Here is a 15,507-nt window from a genome sequence, read left to right on the forward strand (position 1 = left end):
GCTACGGCGAACCTGGATCAGATCAGCCCGGCCGCCGCATGCCGGGCTTTTTCATCCGCCGCGAAGACGTCGTCCATGGTCATCGCGGCCGGCAGGTCTGAGAGCCGATCCATCACTTTTTCGACGATTTCCGCCATGGCGAGAAAGCCGATGCGGCCCTTGATGAAGGCTTCGAGGGCAGTTTCCTTGGCGCCGTTCAGCACCGCACCCTGAATCCCGCCGGCCTCCATGGCGCGTCGCGCCAAGCGGAGTGCCGGGAAGCGCGCCTCGTCCGGCGCCTCGAAATCGAGCCGCGCGAGCTTGGCGAAGTCGAGCCGCTCGATCGGCAGGTCGCAGCGTTTCGGATAGGAAAGCGCATAGCCGATCGCCGTACGCATGTCGGGGCAGCCGAGTTGGGCGAGCACCGATCCGTCGCTGTAGCCGACCATCGAATGGACGATCGACTGTGGATGGACGATCACCTCTATCTGGTCTGGGCGCAGGCGGAAAAGATGGCGCGCCTCGATCATTTCGAGCGCCTTGTTGAACATCGAGGCGCTGTCGATCGAGATCTTCAGCCCCATCGACCAGTTCGGGTGGGCGCGGGCGATGTCGGCGGTCACATGCCGCATCTCTTCGAGCGTCTTCGTGCGGAACGGACCGCCCGAGGCCGTCAGGACGACCCGTTCGACGGCATGGCGCTGGTCGTTCTCCAGCACCTGGAAGATCGCATTGTGCTCGCTGTCGACGGGCAGCAGCCGGCCTCCGCCCTTGCTGACCGCCTCGATGAACAGGCTGCCAGCGGAGACGAGGCATTCCTTGTTGGCAAGCGCGATGTCGGCACCGCGCCGCGCCGCAGCAAGCGTCGGCGCAAGACCCGCATTGCCGACGATTGCCGCCATCAGCCAGCCGGAATCGCGTTCGGCCGCCTCGACCAGGCCGCTCCGCCCGGCGGCCACTTCGATGCCGCTGCCGGCAAGGGCATCCTTGAGTTCGTTGTAGCGGTGTTCGTCCGCGGTTACCGCCAGCTCTGCCCCCATGCGCCGCGCCTGCTCGGCGAGAAGGGGTATGTTGCCGTTGCCGGTCAGGGCCGCGATCTCGAAGCGGTCGCGCCCGCCGAGCCGCTCGACGACGTCGAGCGTGTTGGTGCCGATCGAGCCGGTCGAGCCCAGTACCGTCAGGCGGCGCTTGCCTTCCTCGCCGGATGCCATTGCCAGATCCCGTTTTCTTCTTGTTGATACGTTTTGGATAGGCTCTACAGCCGAAACCCGCCGGCAACAAGCGTAGAAGCGGCCGCTCTTCTTTATCCGGCGCTCCTGGGGTAGGAATCGATGCGGCGGCAATGCCGCAGCGATCGCATGAGGAGTTCCGATGCTCAACGTCCTGACAGCCGCATCCTGCGCCTGCGTGCTGATCGAGCTTGCCTCGCTGCGATCGGTCGGCGCCGAAAACGTGCCGCAGGAATTGATCGGTTCCTGGCGCGCCGAGACCATCAACTCCGGCGAAGCGGTCGACGATCCCGAGGCGGTTCTCGAAATCCGCGAGGACGGTACCTATGGCGGCACGGGCGGCTGCAATTTCTTCACCGGCGCCTTCAGCCTCTCGGAAGGAACGATCACCTTCGGCCCGACCGAGGTGACGCATACCACCTGTTCCCCCGCCGTCATGGAGCAGGAGCAGAGGCTTCTCGACATGCTGAAAGCCGCACTCGCCTGGAAGGTGAATGGCGCGATGCTTGCTCTGGCAGGACCGGACGGCGCGTCGGTCATGCGTCTTGTGAGTGTCAAGGGCTAGCCAAGTCTTATCCGCAGCATCTCCAGATGTTCGAGGTGTTCTTCGATCAGCAGGCGGGTAAGCCTTGCGACGTTCCGTCGCTCGCGGTCCCGGCCCGATCTCACATATTCCTCGTGGATCGCCAGAAGTTTCTTGTGCCCGTCAGACTGCAGCAACACATAGGCCTTGTCGAAGGCGGGCCCCTGCAAGCTTCTGAGCTTTTCAAGCGCGGTGCGGCCTTCCGCGTCCAACATCGTTTCCAATTGAGCGTCGGCGGGCGGGCCGGAACCGTCGCTTGTCCCGCCATAGGGTTCCATCGATCGAAGGACGTTGGAGGCCGCCTCCTGCTCGGCGATTTCCCATTTGGCAAATTGCTTCAGGAGGGCGTCGCTCGTCGTGTTTTCGGCCGTACGGCTGGCGGCCAAGGAGAGGGCGCCGACCCGCATTGCCGATCGGGCGTGTTTCCGCTCGGCATCATCAGCCGCCATCTCTTGGGCGACAGCGCTTTCCAAGGGCGGCCAGATAGGCAAGGCGCCGGCGGCGGCCAGACAGAGAACATGACGGCGTCTCATGACGGATCCTCGCGAGCGCTAAGGGACGGTAGACACGCCCCGGCAGTGCCCGCAGATGCGGACACTGCCTACAGCGAAGGTGGGGGACTTGATTGTCGCTACCATCTCTGGAGCGATGCCCAATTAATTCGCGACGCGGAAAATTGTTCCAGAGCGCGGAAAGCGAAGCCGACTACCCCGCGTAAGCTGCTCCGCGGCCGGTGGTGCCGTTGCTCCGGAACGTCGGCCAATGGTCGCAATCGACGGCCGCAGGAACAATCGGCCAAATCCACCATTACTCCCTCCGTTGCAAGAAGATCCGGATCGAGCGAAGGAGACAGACATGGCGGACTCACATGCGATTTCCCGTCCGCAGCGGGATGCAGACTATCCGGGCCGGCAGGCAGACTGCGTCGCGGCTCTGAGACCGGCGGTGGCGGACCTCGCTGCAAAATCCCAGGACAGTATCGTGGCAGCCATCGGCGGAGAAATGACCGACGACCTGGCCGCTCTGGCTCACCAGGCCGAAGCGGCAGGCTGGAGCTACAAGGAAGCGTCTTCCGCCATCGAGACACTGGCGCGCGAATATGAGGGCGCAAAAGGGGCGATCTTCGACTGAAGAGCTCTGCACCTTCGAGGAGGAACATTCGCTCTCGGACACCGGTACCCAGGGCGTTTGCGCGTGCAAAAATCAGCCAAAGCGCCTCAACTGCTCCGCTTCCTTCTCGAGTAGTTCGGCCACTTCGTCCAGCGACATGTGCGTGGCACAGAGGTGAATGGCGCATTCGAGAAAACGCGTCGACGACCGGCGCAGGTAGAGCGCCTCTTCCCGGGCGGACAATTCCGGAAGGGGGTTTCTTTTGTCGGGGCGAGGATCGGGCATTCGAAACTCCTTCGGTTCGCCACGTCGCGAGACGGCGTGCCCCATCACAGCCAGTCGGCGGCGACGGCGTAGATCAGAATGGTTGCGGCAAGCACAACGCCGAAGATCAGCAGCGACAGTCCCAGCCGCGGCCTCGAGGGGCGGTCATGTTCGGTGGCAAAGGGGCGCATGGCATCGCCGAACTCCGTGGAGACAGCCGGTTCGCCGTGATGCTGCGCTGCTCTCGCTTCTTGCGTCATCTGCGCATCGAGCGGAGTTCCCGCCGCCTCGCCGTCGGTCTCGAGCGGTGCCGCGGCCGGATCGAACCCCGGCCTCTTGTCGCCGGTCCTGCCGTGCTGGATGTCTCCGCGCAACTGTGCCGGGTTGTTTGCCGTCTTGGGCAGCTTGGACATGCTTTTCTCCCTTCTGCCGCCAGAACAACTGGCTTTTGCAGCGTTTGTTCCCGTTCGGGCCCGCCACCGATTCGCTCCGGAACCTCCAGGAGTGCCCGAGCGTTGGGTGCAGCGGGAAGCACCGGTGGGATTGACCGAGCCTCGAGCTATGGACAGAAAAGCGTTCTACGAAGAGTGTTCGCGTATCCTCGGCGCCTCCCACGCTTATGAGGCGCCGCGCTACCGCGAGGTCAATCGCTGGAACAATCGGCGCCCCGGCAATGGACGGTTTCCTGGCTACGGTCTGATCCGAGCGTCCGGACCGCATCATATCCAGATCGCTTTGCGGCAGCCGGTCGAGCTCAATCTGTTGTGCCACTCGGAAGGGGAGGCGCTCGCGGCATTGGAACGCACGGCGAGGCAAGCGGGTCCTGAGGCGACTTAGCGAGCGTTGTTTTCCGGAGGACGCTCGTAGAGCCTATCGATCTCGCGCTTCTGGGCTTCCTTCGTCACGGGCGGGAGCGCTTTCTGCCGCATGATCGCATAGGCGATGGCCGCGCCGAGGAGGAAGGCACCGCCACCGGTCACCAATAGCCAGAAATAGTCCATCAACATGTTCGGTGCCTCCTTGCGATAGAGCCCCGGCCGCGGGTCAGTCAGGCTTCGGCGCCTTCACATCGCCGAAGCGCACCTCTTCGCGCGAGGGATTGTCGGCGATCGACTGCTCCTCTTCGTCACTTGGAAGGGTCTCGTCCGGATCGACGTTCTGCTCGTCTCTGCTGCGCACCGGGCGTACACGGCCTTGGACGACCGGTCGGACTTTCATGCTTTCCGGCGTGCCCGGCACCTCTTCATCGGCGGGCGGAGCGGGGTTCCTGCGAGGGTCGTTTGCGCTGTTGCGTACCATCGTGTCCTTCCTTCTTCTGAGAGAGGAAAGCGGAGTTAAAGAGTTTGTTCCCCTGGTTGGGGCGTGCCACAGGGCTGGCATCACCTATCAATGCTTGGCAGTCACGCCGCGCTGATCCCGCTCCAGGAAGGTGCGAGTGATTTCCGCCGCATGCTGGTCGAGCCACTCGGCCATCTCGACTTCCTGCTGTAGGATGGTTTCGCAGACCCGCTTCGTCTCCTCGTCGCCCGCATAGTCTGCGGCAGCGATCAGGATCTTGTAGCTGGCGATTTCCATATGTTCGAACGTGTAGCTGGCAAGCGAACCCTTGACGACTTCGTCGCTGACGAAGAGCCCGCTCAAACCCTGCCCGATGGCTACGATCTTGCCGCTGATATCCTTGACTGCGGAGGTCCCGCCATGCAGTCGCTCCAGGCACCGCTTGAGCATCGCGGCCTGGTCGCGGGTCTCCTGCAGGTGGCGATCGATCCGGGCTTTGAGCTCAGGATAGTTTTCCAGCCGCCGGGATTGACTGGTCAGCATCGTGATCGCCTGCTCCTCCATGGCATGCGCATCCCGGAGCCAAGCCTGTAAGTGTTCGCTCGCCTTGTGCATCGCTTGTTCCTCCTGATTGGACGTGATCCAACCGGCCTTGCTGCGAAAGGTTCCGTGGGGAAGGGTGGAGTGCGAAGACCGCCGCGGAACAATTCCAATCCCTGGCGATTGATAGGAAGCAGCAAAACCGCAGGTTTTTCTGATTCAATCACAGCAATCGCCGGAAGGTACGATGTCGAAGACCGTGGCCGCAGCAGTGATCGTCGCCCTGATATTGGTTGCCGTGCTTTGGACGATCTTTCCGTTCGACGGACCGGCCGAAGAGGGGCAGCCGGCGCCCCATGCGATCGACCAGTCGGAATGACCACCTCGAGGAAGCTCATGCAGGAAGAACTGAAGATTTACCGGCTAACGCCGCTCGCTGATCCTGGGGACCCGAACTGGCAGAATGCCAGGTACCAGGGTGAAGTGGTCGTCGCAGCACGCTCGGCCGGTGACGCCCGGATCGTCGCCTCGGAAGCCGAGCTCGATTTCCGTGAGATCGACGCAAAGCCGGCGGAAGGCGTGACTACCGACATGGCGAGCGCCTTTCGCAATGAAAAGCTCTATACCGTGATCGAAGAGGGACCGGCGCCTCCGGGCTGGGAACGCGGACTGATCGCCGGCCAGGTCACGGTCGACAACATCATTTCCACCCAGCTTTGAAGATCGCCCGCAACGGCAGGCGCGCACTCCGTTCATAGTCCGAAGGGGAAGGTCTCGGGCAGGCCCGGTCCGACATGTTCGCGCGCCAGCGGTATAACCGGCGACGTTTTGTCGAACCAGACAAAGGCGTCGAACTGCCGCGGCAGCGAGGCATGGGCATAGTGGCTCAGCCGCTCGGTATCCGGCCGGTAGATCACGCCGATGAATCGCTCGATCTTCGGTTCGAGCAGACGGTCGCGAAGTTCCCGGTCTTGGGAGAGGTCCAGGAGAAAGCGGCCGACCCGTGAATCATGGAAATGCCGCTCGTAACTGCCCCCGAGCGACGGCCGTATCGCCTTCACCTCCATCTCGCTTCCCCAGTCGCTTGCCGCGGCGACCTGCCCGTCATGGGTGCCGAAGCCGATCAGCGCCGTCTCATCGGGGAAATGCTCGCGGCAGAGCTGACCGATATTGAGCTCGTCGCGTGCCGTTCCCATGTCCGTGTGGCGGGCGTCGCCGATATGAGAATTATGGGCCCAGACGACGGCTTTGGCGCCGGATCCGCGCGCATTGAGAACATGCCGCAGCGTCTCGAACATATGGGTGTCGCGCATGTTCCAAGACTCCGCACCGGCGTAGTACATGACGCGGTAGTATTTTTCCGCCGAGGCGACGAGCCGCGCATTCTGCGCAGCATCCAGCAGGTCGTCGCCGCTCTCCCGGCCGGCCTCAAGTTGTCTTTCCAGCAAGTCGCGGCACTGCCGGACGACCGCCTCCTCGCATTCGCGGAAGCTCTTGCTCAAGGCCGCCCGGCCATAGGTGGACGGTTCGTTCTGCCAAGGCGTCAGGCATCCATAGCGCTGGCGTGCAATCGCTCCCGCCTGCGGATCGACCTTGTCGAGATATGCGAGGACTGCGGCAATCGAGCCGCTCATATTGTAGATGTCAAGGCCATAGAATCCCGCTCTCGACGCTTCATCCTTTTCCTCGTTGTGACTGCGCAGCCATTCGACGAAGTCCATTACCTCGCGGTTTCGCCACATCCAGGTGGGGAAGCGCTGGAAGGGAACCTGCGGTCGGGCGCTCGGCGGCCGGTGGCGGACGTAGCGATCGACCGCCGCGGCATCCGGCCAGTCCGCCTCGACGGCGACGATGGTGAAGCCATGCGCCTCGATAAGCCGCTGCGTTATGGCGGCGCGCGCGCGATAGAATTCCGACGTGCCGTGGCTTGCCTCGCCGAGCAACACCAACCGGCGTTCGGCGAAGCGGTCGAAGAGGCGCCCGAAGGCGGGGTCGTCGAAATCGGGGAGCGGTTCGGCCGCGTCGGCGATCAACTCGGGCAGGCTGCGCGAGCGGCCGGGTTGGTTCCTCTCTTCCTGCCAGCCCTGCTCACCGATGAGCGGCACGAACCTAACGCCGCCGAGATCCTGTTCCTCGAACGTAGTGGCATTGACGCGGGTGATCCTCATAAGGCGCTGCGCGTCACGCGGGCCGATCGGGATTACCAAATGGCCTCCGAGATCCAACTGCTCCTTGAGGGCCTGCGGCACGTCCGGACCGCCCGCTGCCACGAGGATGGCATCGAACGGCCCGGCTTCCGGCCAGCCCGTCGTTCCATCGCCGACCCGCAGGGAGATATTGTCGAAGCCCAGCTTGGTGAAGCGACTTTCGGCGGCCTCGGCCAAGCCGGCATGGCGCTCTACCGTGTAGACGTGGGCAGCAATGCGGCTCAAGATCGCCGCCGCATAGCCCGATCCGGTGCCGATCTCCAGAACGGTATCGCCCGGCTGCAGCTCCGCCTTTTCCGTCATTAGCGCGACGATGAAGGGCTGCGAAATGGTCTGGCCATGGCCGATCGACAGCGCCGAATCCTCATAGGCGAATTCCTCGAAGCCGGGCTCGACGAAGGCCTCGCGAGGGACGATCCGCATCGCTTCAAGAACGTCGGGATCCCGGATGCCGCGGCGCGAGAGGTGGGACAGGATCATTCTCTCGCGAGCATGGGAAAAATCGATCATGACGGACCCTCCTTGCAGCGATGCAACCGCCGGCACCGACGCCGCTCAGTCCGACAGCCGCGAAACGCACCGATGTCCCATGCCCGCGAGGCGTGGCGCAGCCGCTGGCGGCGAGCGGGATGCCGCTACAGTATCGGCTTGCCACCGGTCACGGCGATCGTCGCGCCGGAGACGTAGCTGGACAGCGGATCCGCCAGCATGACGTAGGCCGAGGCGAGTTCCACCGGTTGCCCGGGCCTTTTCATCGGCACCTGCTTGCCGAAATTCATCACCGTATCCTCGGGAAGGGTCGAGGGGATGAGCGGCGTCCAGATCGGACCCGGCGCCACAGCGTTGGCGCGGATACCCTTGTCTGCAAGCATTTGCGCCAGGCCGGCGGTAAAGTTCTGGATGGCGCCCTTGGTGGTCGCATAGGCGAGCAGGATCGGGTTCGGGGCATCCGCATTGATCGAGGCGGTGTTGATGATCGAAGAGCCCGGCTTCATATGCGGCACCGCTGCGCGGGTGAGGAAGAACATCGCATGGATGTTCACGCGGAAGGTCAGCTCCCATTCTTCGTCGGTGATGTCGGCGATATCCGGGAACGAGGCCTGGTGGGCCGCGTTGTTTACGAGAATGTCGATGCCGCCGAGTTCGTTCATCGCCGTCTCGACGATGCGCTTGCAGTGTTCCGAGGTCTGGATGTCTCCGGCGACGAGCACGCCCTTGCGTCCGGCCTCTTCGACGAGCGCCTTGGTCGATTTCGCATCCTCGTGCTCATTCAGATAGGAGATCAGGACATCGGCGCCCTCCCGCGCATAGGCGATCGCGACCGCCCGGCCGATGCCGCTGTCTCCGCCGGTGATGATGGCTTTCTTGCCCTGCAGCCGGCCCGATCCCTTGTAGGTTTTCTCCCCGTGGTCCGGCAGAGGATTCATGCGGTCCGTGGTACCGGGCATGGGTTGGCTTTGACGCTCGAACGGCGGGCGCGGAAAATTCTCCATGGTCCAGGTCTCCTTGGTAATTCGATGCGATTGATTTCGGTCCGCCATCGGAGACGGCGGCAGCCCCCAAACTCGTGCTTGCCGGGCTTTGTTCCGATCGGAGAGCCGGGGTGATGGAACTTCGCCTTAGGGCTGGCGTTGACCAAGCGACAACCCGAGGAGGGCGAGAAATGGCAAAAGACGAGAACAGATCAAAGGGCGTGCCGGACGTCACGTCGGACAGCGCCCAGCCCGTGAAAACCGACAGCGATCCTCATCCGGAGGCCGGCGACCAGCCGCTCGAGCCGGACGAACTCGTCAGGAAGAGCGCCGCCCGCGAGGCGATGCACAGCAAGAGGGATGGCTATGTCGTCGAATCCGACCTCGAGGACGAAGACCAGCGGTTCCCGTTGCCGACGATGAAGGATCAGGACTGAGAAAGACCAGGAATGAAGGCGGCTCAACAGGAGAAAGACGATGAAGACCCCGAAGGACGGAGCGCCCGGCACCACGGAGCAATCGCCGCGGTGGGAAGGGCCGAAGGAGACGCGGCCAAGAGGCTATTTGCCGGCGAAGGACGACCCGGAGCATGACCGGGATGCGGCCGACGAAAACCTGAAGGATCCGCACCGAGGCAAGGTCTCGCACGCCCTTAAGACAAAGGACGACTGACCCGGCCCGCGATGGCGCCTCGGTTCCGTTGTGCATTGCGCGCAGCGGAACCGAGGCGCTTTTTGCTGGTTTGGAAGAGTGAACATCATGAAAGGAACCGAAAGGGAAAGGAGCTACCGATGGCCAGGAGAAAAGAGTGGAAGCGGGACGATCCCGATTGGCGTTCGCGCGAAGCCGGCAGGGATTGGTACGGTGAGGAAAGACGCAGCCGGCGGCACTTCGCGCAGACAGTCGAACCTCGCGGCGCCGATTACGAGAACTCCGAGTATTTTCCGGATGCCGAGTCCACCGCCGGACCCTATCGCCGGATGGGCGAGGACTACGGCCGTTGGAACCGGGATCGTGGATATGGCGATTATGGTTCCGACTACGGCGACCGCAGCCGGTCCTCCCACTCGCGCTCCGGCCGGGACTGGGACGAGGAGAGGGGCTTCTTCGAGCGGGCCGGCGACGAGGTGGCCTCCTGGTTCGGCGACGAAGATGCCGAGCGCCGGCGGCAGATGGACCAACATCGCGGCAAGGGGCCGAAGGGCTATACCCGTTCCGACAGCCGCATCCAGGAGGATGTCAGCGATCGGCTGAGCGATGACGGAGCGCTCGACGCTTCCGAGATCGAGGTTTCGGTCACGGGCGGCGAGGTTCAGCTCAGCGGCTTCGTCGAGTCCAAGTGGGCGAAACGCCGCGCCGAAGACCTGGCGGAAAACGTCTCCGGCGTCGGCCATGTCCAGAACAATATCCGTGTGCGAGGCGCTGGCGGAACCTCGGGTGGGACCTCCGGCTGGAATACCGGCGAAACCAACCGGAACCTCTAATCAGCCGGCGGCGGGGCTCACTGCACGATTCCTTAAATCGGAATCGAGTCAAGGGAATGACGATGCGGCCATTCGAAGTGCTGCCGCGACGCGTCTAATTAGACGCTCGGCGCTGTTAGGCCCGCCGCCACTCCGTTCATCGAGGCGTTGGCCTGCCGCTCCGCGCGTGCGGCGCGCACAAGGAAATTGAGCATGCGCGCTTCCTCGACCCGGAGTTCCGGGTTAGCCCGCCCGCGGCGGCTGAGCTTGCTGGCGGAGGCTGCACTGGCAGCGCCGGCGAGCGCAATGATGTCCGGATGGATGTAGCTTTTGCGGCAGATTGCCGGCGTGTTGCAGAGGGTCTCGGCGGCCGCCTCGCACATTTCTCTGACCGTTGGGCGCTTACCTTTATCCATCGCCTCGCGGGCGGCCGTGAAGGCGGCAACGCTGCCCGCCCAGGTTCGGAATGTCTTGGCCGAAACCGGAAAACCCGCCACCTCCGCCAGATAGCGGTTGAGACGACCCGAGTCGACGGGGCGCAGTATGTCGTTGTCGTCCCTCCACACGAAGAGCTGCCGTCCCGGCAGGTCGGCGATGTCCTCGAGCAGGCGTTGCAGCTTCGGGCGCCGCAGCCGCCTCTGCACGCGCTTGCCGCCCTTGGCGGTAAAGCGCAGTTCGATGCTGCCGTCGAGGAGCCGTAAATGGCGTTTCAAAAGCGTCGTCGCGCCATAGGTCGAATTCGCCTGGACATAGGCGGGACTTCCCGTCCGGAGATGCACTTCGTCGAGGAGCGCGACAAGCGCGGCGAGGACCGTTCGTGCGTCGCCGGTTCCGCCTTCCATGTGCCGGCGGACCGTGCGCCGGATCCTCGGCAGCGCCTTCCCGAACAGAAGGAGCTGGGCAAATTTGTCGCCGCTTCGCAGCGCCTGCCATTCCGTGTGGTAGCGGTATTGCTTCCGACCGCGTACGTCGTAGCCGGTCGCCTGCAGGTGGCCGTTCTCATCCAGGCAGATCCACACCTTTTCGTAGGCGGGTGGCAGGCCGAGCGAGGCGATACGGGCCTTCACGGCAGGATCGGTCAGGACGGAGCCGTCCGGCAGCCGATAGACGAAGCCCTTGCCGGCGCGTTGGCGTCTGATGCCCGGCTCCGAATCGCTGACATAGACGAGCCCGCTTTCCTTCGGCCGGGCCTCGCCTGGGGCCGGACCGCCGCTGTTGCGGCTGCGCCCGCCGCCGCGCCGCATGGCCGCGGCCTGGCGGGTCGGATTGGAAATGACTTGCAGCGGCATTGAGCGGCCCTTCCTTTGGCAGGTGTGGCAGGTGAAATTTCGATCGAGAACTAACGCGCCGCCATGCGGGTCCGGTTCCATGCCGGATGCGCCGCCGGACCGATTTAGGGGCGCCGAAGCCGGCACGGCCAGCGGAACATAATCGATCGCAGGCGGTTCCATCGGCACTTGCTCGAGCGGGAGACGCGCCATGCGGAAAGCACTCAGAGATGCAGTGGTGGTGATCACTGGAGCCTCGTCCGGAGTGGGACAGGCGGCGGCGGAGGAGTTTGCCCGGCGGGGATCGAAGCTCGTGCTCGCCGCGCGCGACGCGGTGGCGCTGCAACGGGTAGCGCGAACCTGCCGGGATCTCGGGGCGGCCGTGCTCGTCGTGCCGACCGATGTGACCGAAGCGGATGCGGTCAAGGAGCTGGCAGCCAAGGCCCTGTCCTTCGGCAGGATCGACGTCTGGTTCAGCAATGTCGGCGTCGGCGCGGTCGGCCGTTTCCAGGAAACGCCGATCGAGGCGCATGAGCAGGTCATCCGCACGAACCTGATCGGCCACGTCAACGATGCGCATGCAGCCATCCCGGTGTTCCTGAAGCAGGGCCACGGCACGTTCATCAACATGATATCGCTCGGCGGCTTTGCCTCGACGCCCTTTGCGGCGGCCTACAGCGCCAGCAAGTTCGGCCTTCGCGGCTTTTCCGAAGCGCTGCGCGCCGAACTCGCCGAAGAACCGGACATTCACATCTGCGACGTCTATCCGACCTTCCTCGACACGCCGGGAGTTGCCCATGGCGCGAATTACACCGGCCGCAGGCTGAGCGTTCCGCCTCCCGTCTACGATGCGCGGCGGGCCGCCCGCGCCATTGTTCGTCTGGCTGAACGGCCGCGCAGCTCCGTCACCGTCGGGGCCGTTGCCGACCTGGCGCGGCTTGCCCATTTTCTTGCCCCCAACACGACCTCCCGCGTCCTCGCCCGCCTGACCTCGTCCTATCTCCGGCGAGCGCCGCGCGCCGAAAGAAGCAATGGCAACCTGTTCCGGGCCCCGCCAAATGCCGGCGGTATCGAAGGCGGATGGCGTTCCGAGCGCAGGGTCCCGATCGCCGCCGTTGCAGCCGCGGCGCTCGTCGGCCTGGCTCTTGCGGCGGTGATCGTACCGCGAACCTCATACCGGCGGCGCTAAGGACTCTCCTTGGCGCGTGGCCCCGTTTTGACGACAGTGGAGGAATCCTGCAATGAAGGCTTTGACCTGGCACGGCAAAGGCGACATCCGATGCGAGAGCGTTCCCGATCCGGCGATCGAGGACGAGGGCGACGCCATCATCAAGGTCACCGCCTGCGCGATCTGCGGCTCCGACCTGCATATCTACAACGGCCTCATCCCGGCGATGGAGCACGGCGACGTCATCGGCCACGAGACCATGGGGGAGGTGGTTGCGCTCGGCAAGGCGGCGACGAAGCTGAAGGTCGGCGACCGTGTCGTGGTGCCCTTCACCATCGCCTGCGGCGAGTGCTTCTTCTGCCAGCGGGGCTTTCACTCCGCCTGCGAGCGAACCAATCCAGACCGGGAGAAGGCGGTGAAGATGTGGGGCAATTCGCCCGCCGGCCTGTTCGGCTATTCGCATCTCCTCGGCGGCTATAGCGGCGGCCAGGCAGAGTATCTGCGCGTGCCGCATGCGGATGTCGGGCCGGTCAAGATACCGGAGGAGCTCACAGACGAGCAGGTTCTGTTCCTCTCGGATATCTTCCCAACCGGGTACATGGCGGCCGAATTCTGCGACATCGAACCCGGCGATACGATCGCCGTCTGGGGCTGCGGGCCTGTCGGCCAGATGGCCATCCGTTCGGCCCTTCTACTCGGGGCGGAACGGGTGATCGCCGTCGATACCGTTCCCGAGCGGCTGCGGCTTGCCGAATCGGCGGGCGCGGCGACGCTCGACTACATGAAGGAGGATATTTACGAGCGCATCATGGAGATGACCCATGGGCGCGGCGCGGATGCCTGCATCGATGCGGTGGGGACGGAGGCCGACAGCCGGGCGAGCCTCGATTCGCTCGTCGACCGCGTCAAGGTTGCCGCCTATCTCGGCACCGACCGTCCGCATGTGCTGCGCGAGGCAATTCATTGCTGCCGGAATTTTGGCACGGTCTCCATCGTTGGCGTCTATGGCGGATATCTCGACAAGATACCCTTCGGGTCGGCGATCAATCGCGGGCTGACCTTCCGCATGGCGCAGACACCCGTTCAGCGCTACTTGCCCATCCTGCTCGATCGCATCCGCAAGGGCGAGATCGATCCCTCCTTCGTCATCACCCATCGAGGCTCGCTGGAGGAGGGGCCGGACCTTTACCAGACCTTCAACAAGCGGGCAGACGGCTGCGTCAAGGTCGTCCTGAGGCCTTGAGGGGAGGTGCTCCCTCAGAACTCCAGGATCGCATAGGGCCGGCCTGTCGGCTTCTCGACGTGAGCAGCGACGTTGAAGACCGGTGCGCCGCCCGGCGTCGTGCCTTTGTAGGTGCCCTTGTGGGCGTGGCCGTGGACGACGGCGCTGACGCGGAACCGGTCGATGGTTTCCGCGAACCGGGAGGAGCCGAGGAAGGGATAGATCTCTTCCGGTTCTCCCGCGACGGTCTCGGCGATCGGCGCGTAGTGAAGCACGACCACGGAATGCTCGGCGCTGGTCTTGCGCAGCGCGTTTTCGAGGCGCATCGCTTCATCGACGGTCGCCGATACCATGGTCTTCAGTGCAGCTTCGCCGAAGGAACCGAGCATATGCCGTCCGAAACCGCCGACGAAACCCTTCGTGCCGGCAAAGCCGATACCGGCGATCTCGACCGCCTGGCCATCCAGGAGATGGACACCTGCCCTCATGAAGATCGACGAGATCTCCTCGACCGCGTCACATTGGTGATCGTGATTGCCGAGAACCGCCACCACCGGAACCGTGCAATATTTCAGATCGGCGGCGAGCAGCTCCGCTTCGGCCGGCTTGCCGAGATCGGTCAGGTCGCCGGCGATCACCAGCACATCGGCGACTTTGGAGACCTCCGAAAACAGGTCCGTAAAGGAGACCGAACCATCCTCTTTCATGTGGAGGTCCGCAACCGCGGCGACTTTCACCTTGCCCATGGTGACAACTCCCTATTTTCCTGTCGGCATCTCGAGGTCGCCGCCAACATCGGCAAACCCCCATTCGGTCACGTCGATCTGGTAGTCGGTGCGCGAATACATCCGCCCGCGGCAGATTTTCGTCTGCGGCAGCGGCAGATCCCGCTGCGCCGCCAGCCGGCTCAAAAGCTCGTCCATCAGCCACAATGGAACCCTGTCGCGCTCCGAAGGGTAGATCCACCGGAAATTGAGGAGGTGGATCAGCAACACCTCCCAATGCGCTTCCATATATTCGAGCAGCCGGCGCCAATCGATGCGGTCGTGGGTCTTGAGGATGGTGTGGGCGACGTCGGCGCCGTCGTAGCGCTCGCGAAGCTGGATGAAGGATTTCGACCAGACCAGTTCGGTCGGAGAGACGATCGATACCGGCGAGGCGCTGAGTTCCACCGGAAGAGCGTGTTCGAACCAGGCATCGTTGACGAGCATGGTTCCGTTCGGCGAGGCGAAGATGACGTCGAAGAAGAACTTGCCCTTGTAGACCTTGCCGAGCCAGCGGTCGTCCTCAATCTCGACCGAGTAGCCGCGCGATTTGAAATGCTTGAGGATGCGGGTGTAGTCGCCGGCCTTGCAGAAGACGTCGAGATCCTTCGTCGGCCTCGAGATGCCGGTATAGGCGCTGACGGCGAAGGTGCCGGCGATCAGAAACGGGATCTTGGATTTGACCAGTTCCGCAATCGCAGTGGCGACGAAGGCTTCGGCCTTCTCATCGACAAGCTGCGGCAGCGCGAGTGGCCTGCGGGTCGTTCGCGGCGACTTCGACTTGGGTGGCGTTGCCGATGGCATGCTTTCTCTCCTGCGACGGAACACCTACGAGAACACGCGAGAACTCGGCTAGGTTCCGCAGCATCGACAGCGCCTAGTGACTGGGTCGTTTGTGCGGCAGCTCCTCTCCCTCATTTCTGTGCTTGTCACAGAAATCCAGCCAGCCAAGTCCTTGGC

22 protein-coding genes are annotated in these 15,507 nt (G+C 63.8%); 10 read left to right on the plus strand and 12 right to left on the minus strand.

All coding sequences use genetic code 11. From position 1 onward, the window contains the following. Nucleotides 1-17 precede the first annotated feature (17 nt). Entirely contained in the window at nucleotides 18-1,190 is a 1,173-nt protein-coding gene (gene dxr / locus CO656_RS14145) for a 1-deoxy-D-xylulose-5-phosphate reductoisomerase (RefSeq protein WP_037417589.1), read from the minus strand. Between the two features lie 160 nt (nucleotides 1,191-1,350). Here dxr and CO656_RS14150 point away from each other — a divergent pair, with 160 nt between their 5' ends. Further along, the gene (locus tag CO656_RS14150; protein ID WP_097526189.1) at nucleotides 1,351-1,773 is read left to right on the plus strand and encodes an META domain-containing protein; all 423 of its coding nucleotides are present in this window, start codon (nucleotides 1,351-1,353) and stop codon (nucleotides 1,771-1,773) included. Here CO656_RS14150 and CO656_RS14155 read toward each other — a convergent pair. After that, entirely contained in the window at nucleotides 1,770-2,324 is a 555-nt protein-coding gene (locus tag CO656_RS14155; protein WP_097526190.1) for a DUF4142 domain-containing protein, read from the minus strand. The genes CO656_RS14150 and CO656_RS14155 overlap by 4 nt on opposite strands. Nucleotides 2,325-2,646: 322 nt before the next feature. On the opposite strand from CO656_RS14155, the gene CO656_RS14160 reads away from it, so the two are divergent. Further along, nucleotides 2,647-2,922: a hypothetical protein gene (locus tag CO656_RS14160; RefSeq protein ID WP_037417583.1), complete on the plus strand. Its 276-nt coding sequence runs from the start codon at nucleotides 2,647-2,649 to the stop codon at nucleotides 2,920-2,922. A 72-nt stretch (nucleotides 2,923-2,994) separates the two neighbouring features. Here the strand turns inward: CO656_RS14160 and CO656_RS14165 are convergent, their stop codons facing one another. Together CO656_RS14165 and CO656_RS14170 are read right to left on the minus strand one after the other, a co-directional pair. Next, on the minus strand, nucleotides 2,995-3,186 hold the full coding sequence (locus tag CO656_RS14165) for a hypothetical protein (protein ID WP_037417580.1): 192 nt from the start codon (nucleotides 3,184-3,186) through the stop codon (nucleotides 2,995-2,997). A 44-nt stretch (nucleotides 3,187-3,230) separates the two neighbouring features. Continuing rightward, the gene (locus CO656_RS14170) at nucleotides 3,231-3,578 is read right to left on the minus strand and encodes a hypothetical protein (RefSeq protein ID WP_097526192.1); all 348 of its coding nucleotides are present in this window, start codon (nucleotides 3,576-3,578) and stop codon (nucleotides 3,231-3,233) included. 148 nt (nucleotides 3,579-3,726) lie between these two features. Between CO656_RS14170 and CO656_RS14175 the strand changes: the two genes are divergently transcribed. Beyond that, a complete protein-coding gene (locus CO656_RS14175; RefSeq protein ID WP_097526193.1) occupies nucleotides 3,727-4,002 on the plus strand; it encodes a hypothetical protein in 276 nt (91 codons plus the stop codon). Here the strand turns inward: CO656_RS14175 and CO656_RS30220 are convergent. The 3 genes from CO656_RS30220 to CO656_RS14190 form a co-directional block, all read right to left on the minus strand. Then, complete coding sequence (locus CO656_RS30220; RefSeq protein WP_086022744.1) at nucleotides 3,999-4,172, minus strand: hypothetical protein; 174 nt, start codon at nucleotides 4,170-4,172, stop codon at nucleotides 3,999-4,001. The two genes, CO656_RS14175 and CO656_RS30220, sit on opposite strands and share 4 nt — an antisense overlap. A 37-nt stretch (nucleotides 4,173-4,209) precedes the next feature. After that, complete coding sequence (locus tag CO656_RS14185) at nucleotides 4,210-4,464, minus strand: hypothetical protein (protein WP_097526194.1); 255 nt, start codon at nucleotides 4,462-4,464, stop codon at nucleotides 4,210-4,212. An 87-nt stretch (nucleotides 4,465-4,551) separates the two neighbouring features. Further along, the gene (locus CO656_RS14190; protein ID WP_037417568.1) at nucleotides 4,552-5,058 is read right to left on the minus strand and encodes a DUF892 family protein; all 507 of its coding nucleotides are present in this window, start codon (nucleotides 5,056-5,058) and stop codon (nucleotides 4,552-4,554) included. Between the two features lie 172 nt (nucleotides 5,059-5,230). Here CO656_RS14190 and CO656_RS31245 point away from each other — a divergent pair, with 172 nt between their 5' ends. Continuing rightward, nucleotides 5,231-5,362 carry a hypothetical protein gene (locus tag CO656_RS31245; RefSeq protein ID WP_083853972.1) on the plus strand — a complete coding sequence of 44 codons (132 nt, stop codon included), beginning with the start codon at nucleotides 5,231-5,233 and terminating at the stop codon, nucleotides 5,360-5,362. Between the two features lie 17 nt (nucleotides 5,363-5,379). Further along, complete coding sequence (locus CO656_RS14200) at nucleotides 5,380-5,703, plus strand: hypothetical protein (protein ID WP_037417565.1); 324 nt, start codon at nucleotides 5,380-5,382, stop codon at nucleotides 5,701-5,703. A gap of 32 nt (nucleotides 5,704-5,735) precedes the next feature. On the opposite strand, the gene CO656_RS14205 is transcribed toward CO656_RS14200, so the two are convergent. Beyond that, nucleotides 5,736-7,700, minus strand: a complete 1,965-nt coding sequence (locus tag CO656_RS14205; protein ID WP_097526195.1) for a protein-L-isoaspartate(D-aspartate) O-methyltransferase — start codon at nucleotides 7,698-7,700, stop codon at nucleotides 5,736-5,738. Nucleotides 7,701-7,825: 125 nt separating this feature from the next. Further along, the gene (locus CO656_RS14210; protein ID WP_037417562.1) at nucleotides 7,826-8,683 is read right to left on the minus strand and encodes an SDR family oxidoreductase; all 858 of its coding nucleotides are present in this window, start codon (nucleotides 8,681-8,683) and stop codon (nucleotides 7,826-7,828) included. A gap of 170 nt (nucleotides 8,684-8,853) precedes the next feature. On the opposite strand from CO656_RS14210, the gene CO656_RS14215 reads away from it, so the two are divergent. The 3 genes from CO656_RS14215 to CO656_RS14225 all read left to right on the plus strand — a co-directional run bounded on the left by CO656_RS14215 (nucleotide 8,854) and on the right by CO656_RS14225 (nucleotide 10,146). After that, nucleotides 8,854-9,099, plus strand: coding sequence for a hypothetical protein (locus CO656_RS14215; protein WP_097526196.1), 246 nt, complete (start codon nucleotides 8,854-8,856; stop codon nucleotides 9,097-9,099). 40 nt (nucleotides 9,100-9,139) lie between these two features. Continuing rightward, nucleotides 9,140-9,334 (plus strand): hypothetical protein, encoded by a 195-nt coding sequence (locus tag CO656_RS14220; RefSeq protein WP_037417555.1) that lies wholly within the window; start codon nucleotides 9,140-9,142, stop codon nucleotides 9,332-9,334. 119 nt (nucleotides 9,335-9,453) lie between these two features. Next, complete coding sequence (locus CO656_RS14225; RefSeq protein WP_037417552.1) at nucleotides 9,454-10,146, plus strand: BON domain-containing protein; 693 nt, start codon at nucleotides 9,454-9,456, stop codon at nucleotides 10,144-10,146. Between the two features lie 98 nt (nucleotides 10,147-10,244). Here CO656_RS14225 and CO656_RS14230 read toward each other — a convergent pair whose 3' ends face one another. Continuing rightward, nucleotides 10,245-11,369 (minus strand): DNA topoisomerase IB, encoded by a 1,125-nt coding sequence (locus tag CO656_RS14230; protein ID WP_234819777.1) that lies wholly within the window; start codon nucleotides 11,367-11,369, stop codon nucleotides 10,245-10,247. A 235-nt stretch (nucleotides 11,370-11,604) separates the two neighbouring features. Between CO656_RS14230 and CO656_RS14235 the strand changes: the two genes are divergently transcribed. Both CO656_RS14235 and CO656_RS14240 read left to right on the plus strand, forming a co-directional pair. Further along, nucleotides 11,605-12,582 carry an SDR family oxidoreductase gene (locus CO656_RS14235; RefSeq protein ID WP_097526197.1) on the plus strand — a complete coding sequence of 326 codons (978 nt, stop codon included), beginning with the start codon at nucleotides 11,605-11,607 and terminating at the stop codon, nucleotides 12,580-12,582. 52 nt (nucleotides 12,583-12,634) lie between these two features. After that, the gene (locus CO656_RS14240; RefSeq protein ID WP_037417546.1) at nucleotides 12,635-13,804 is read left to right on the plus strand and encodes a zinc-dependent alcohol dehydrogenase; all 1,170 of its coding nucleotides are present in this window, start codon (nucleotides 12,635-12,637) and stop codon (nucleotides 13,802-13,804) included. A gap of 14 nt (nucleotides 13,805-13,818) precedes the next feature. Here the strand turns inward: CO656_RS14240 and CO656_RS14245 are convergent, their stop codons facing one another. Both CO656_RS14245 and CO656_RS14250 read right to left on the minus strand, forming a co-directional pair. Next, nucleotides 13,819-14,529: a metallophosphoesterase gene (locus CO656_RS14245; RefSeq protein ID WP_037417544.1), complete on the minus strand. Its 711-nt coding sequence runs from the start codon at nucleotides 14,527-14,529 to the stop codon at nucleotides 13,819-13,821. A gap of 12 nt (nucleotides 14,530-14,541) precedes the next feature. Beyond that, a complete protein-coding gene (locus tag CO656_RS14250; protein ID WP_037417541.1) occupies nucleotides 14,542-15,351 on the minus strand; it encodes a hypothetical protein in 810 nt (269 codons plus the stop codon). Nucleotides 15,352-15,507: the final 156 nt, after the last annotated feature.

This window comes from Sinorhizobium sp. FG01 (genome assembly GCF_002531875.1).
In the GTDB taxonomy this organism is placed as follows: domain Bacteria; phylum Pseudomonadota; class Alphaproteobacteria; order Rhizobiales; family Rhizobiaceae; genus Sinorhizobium; species Sinorhizobium fredii_C.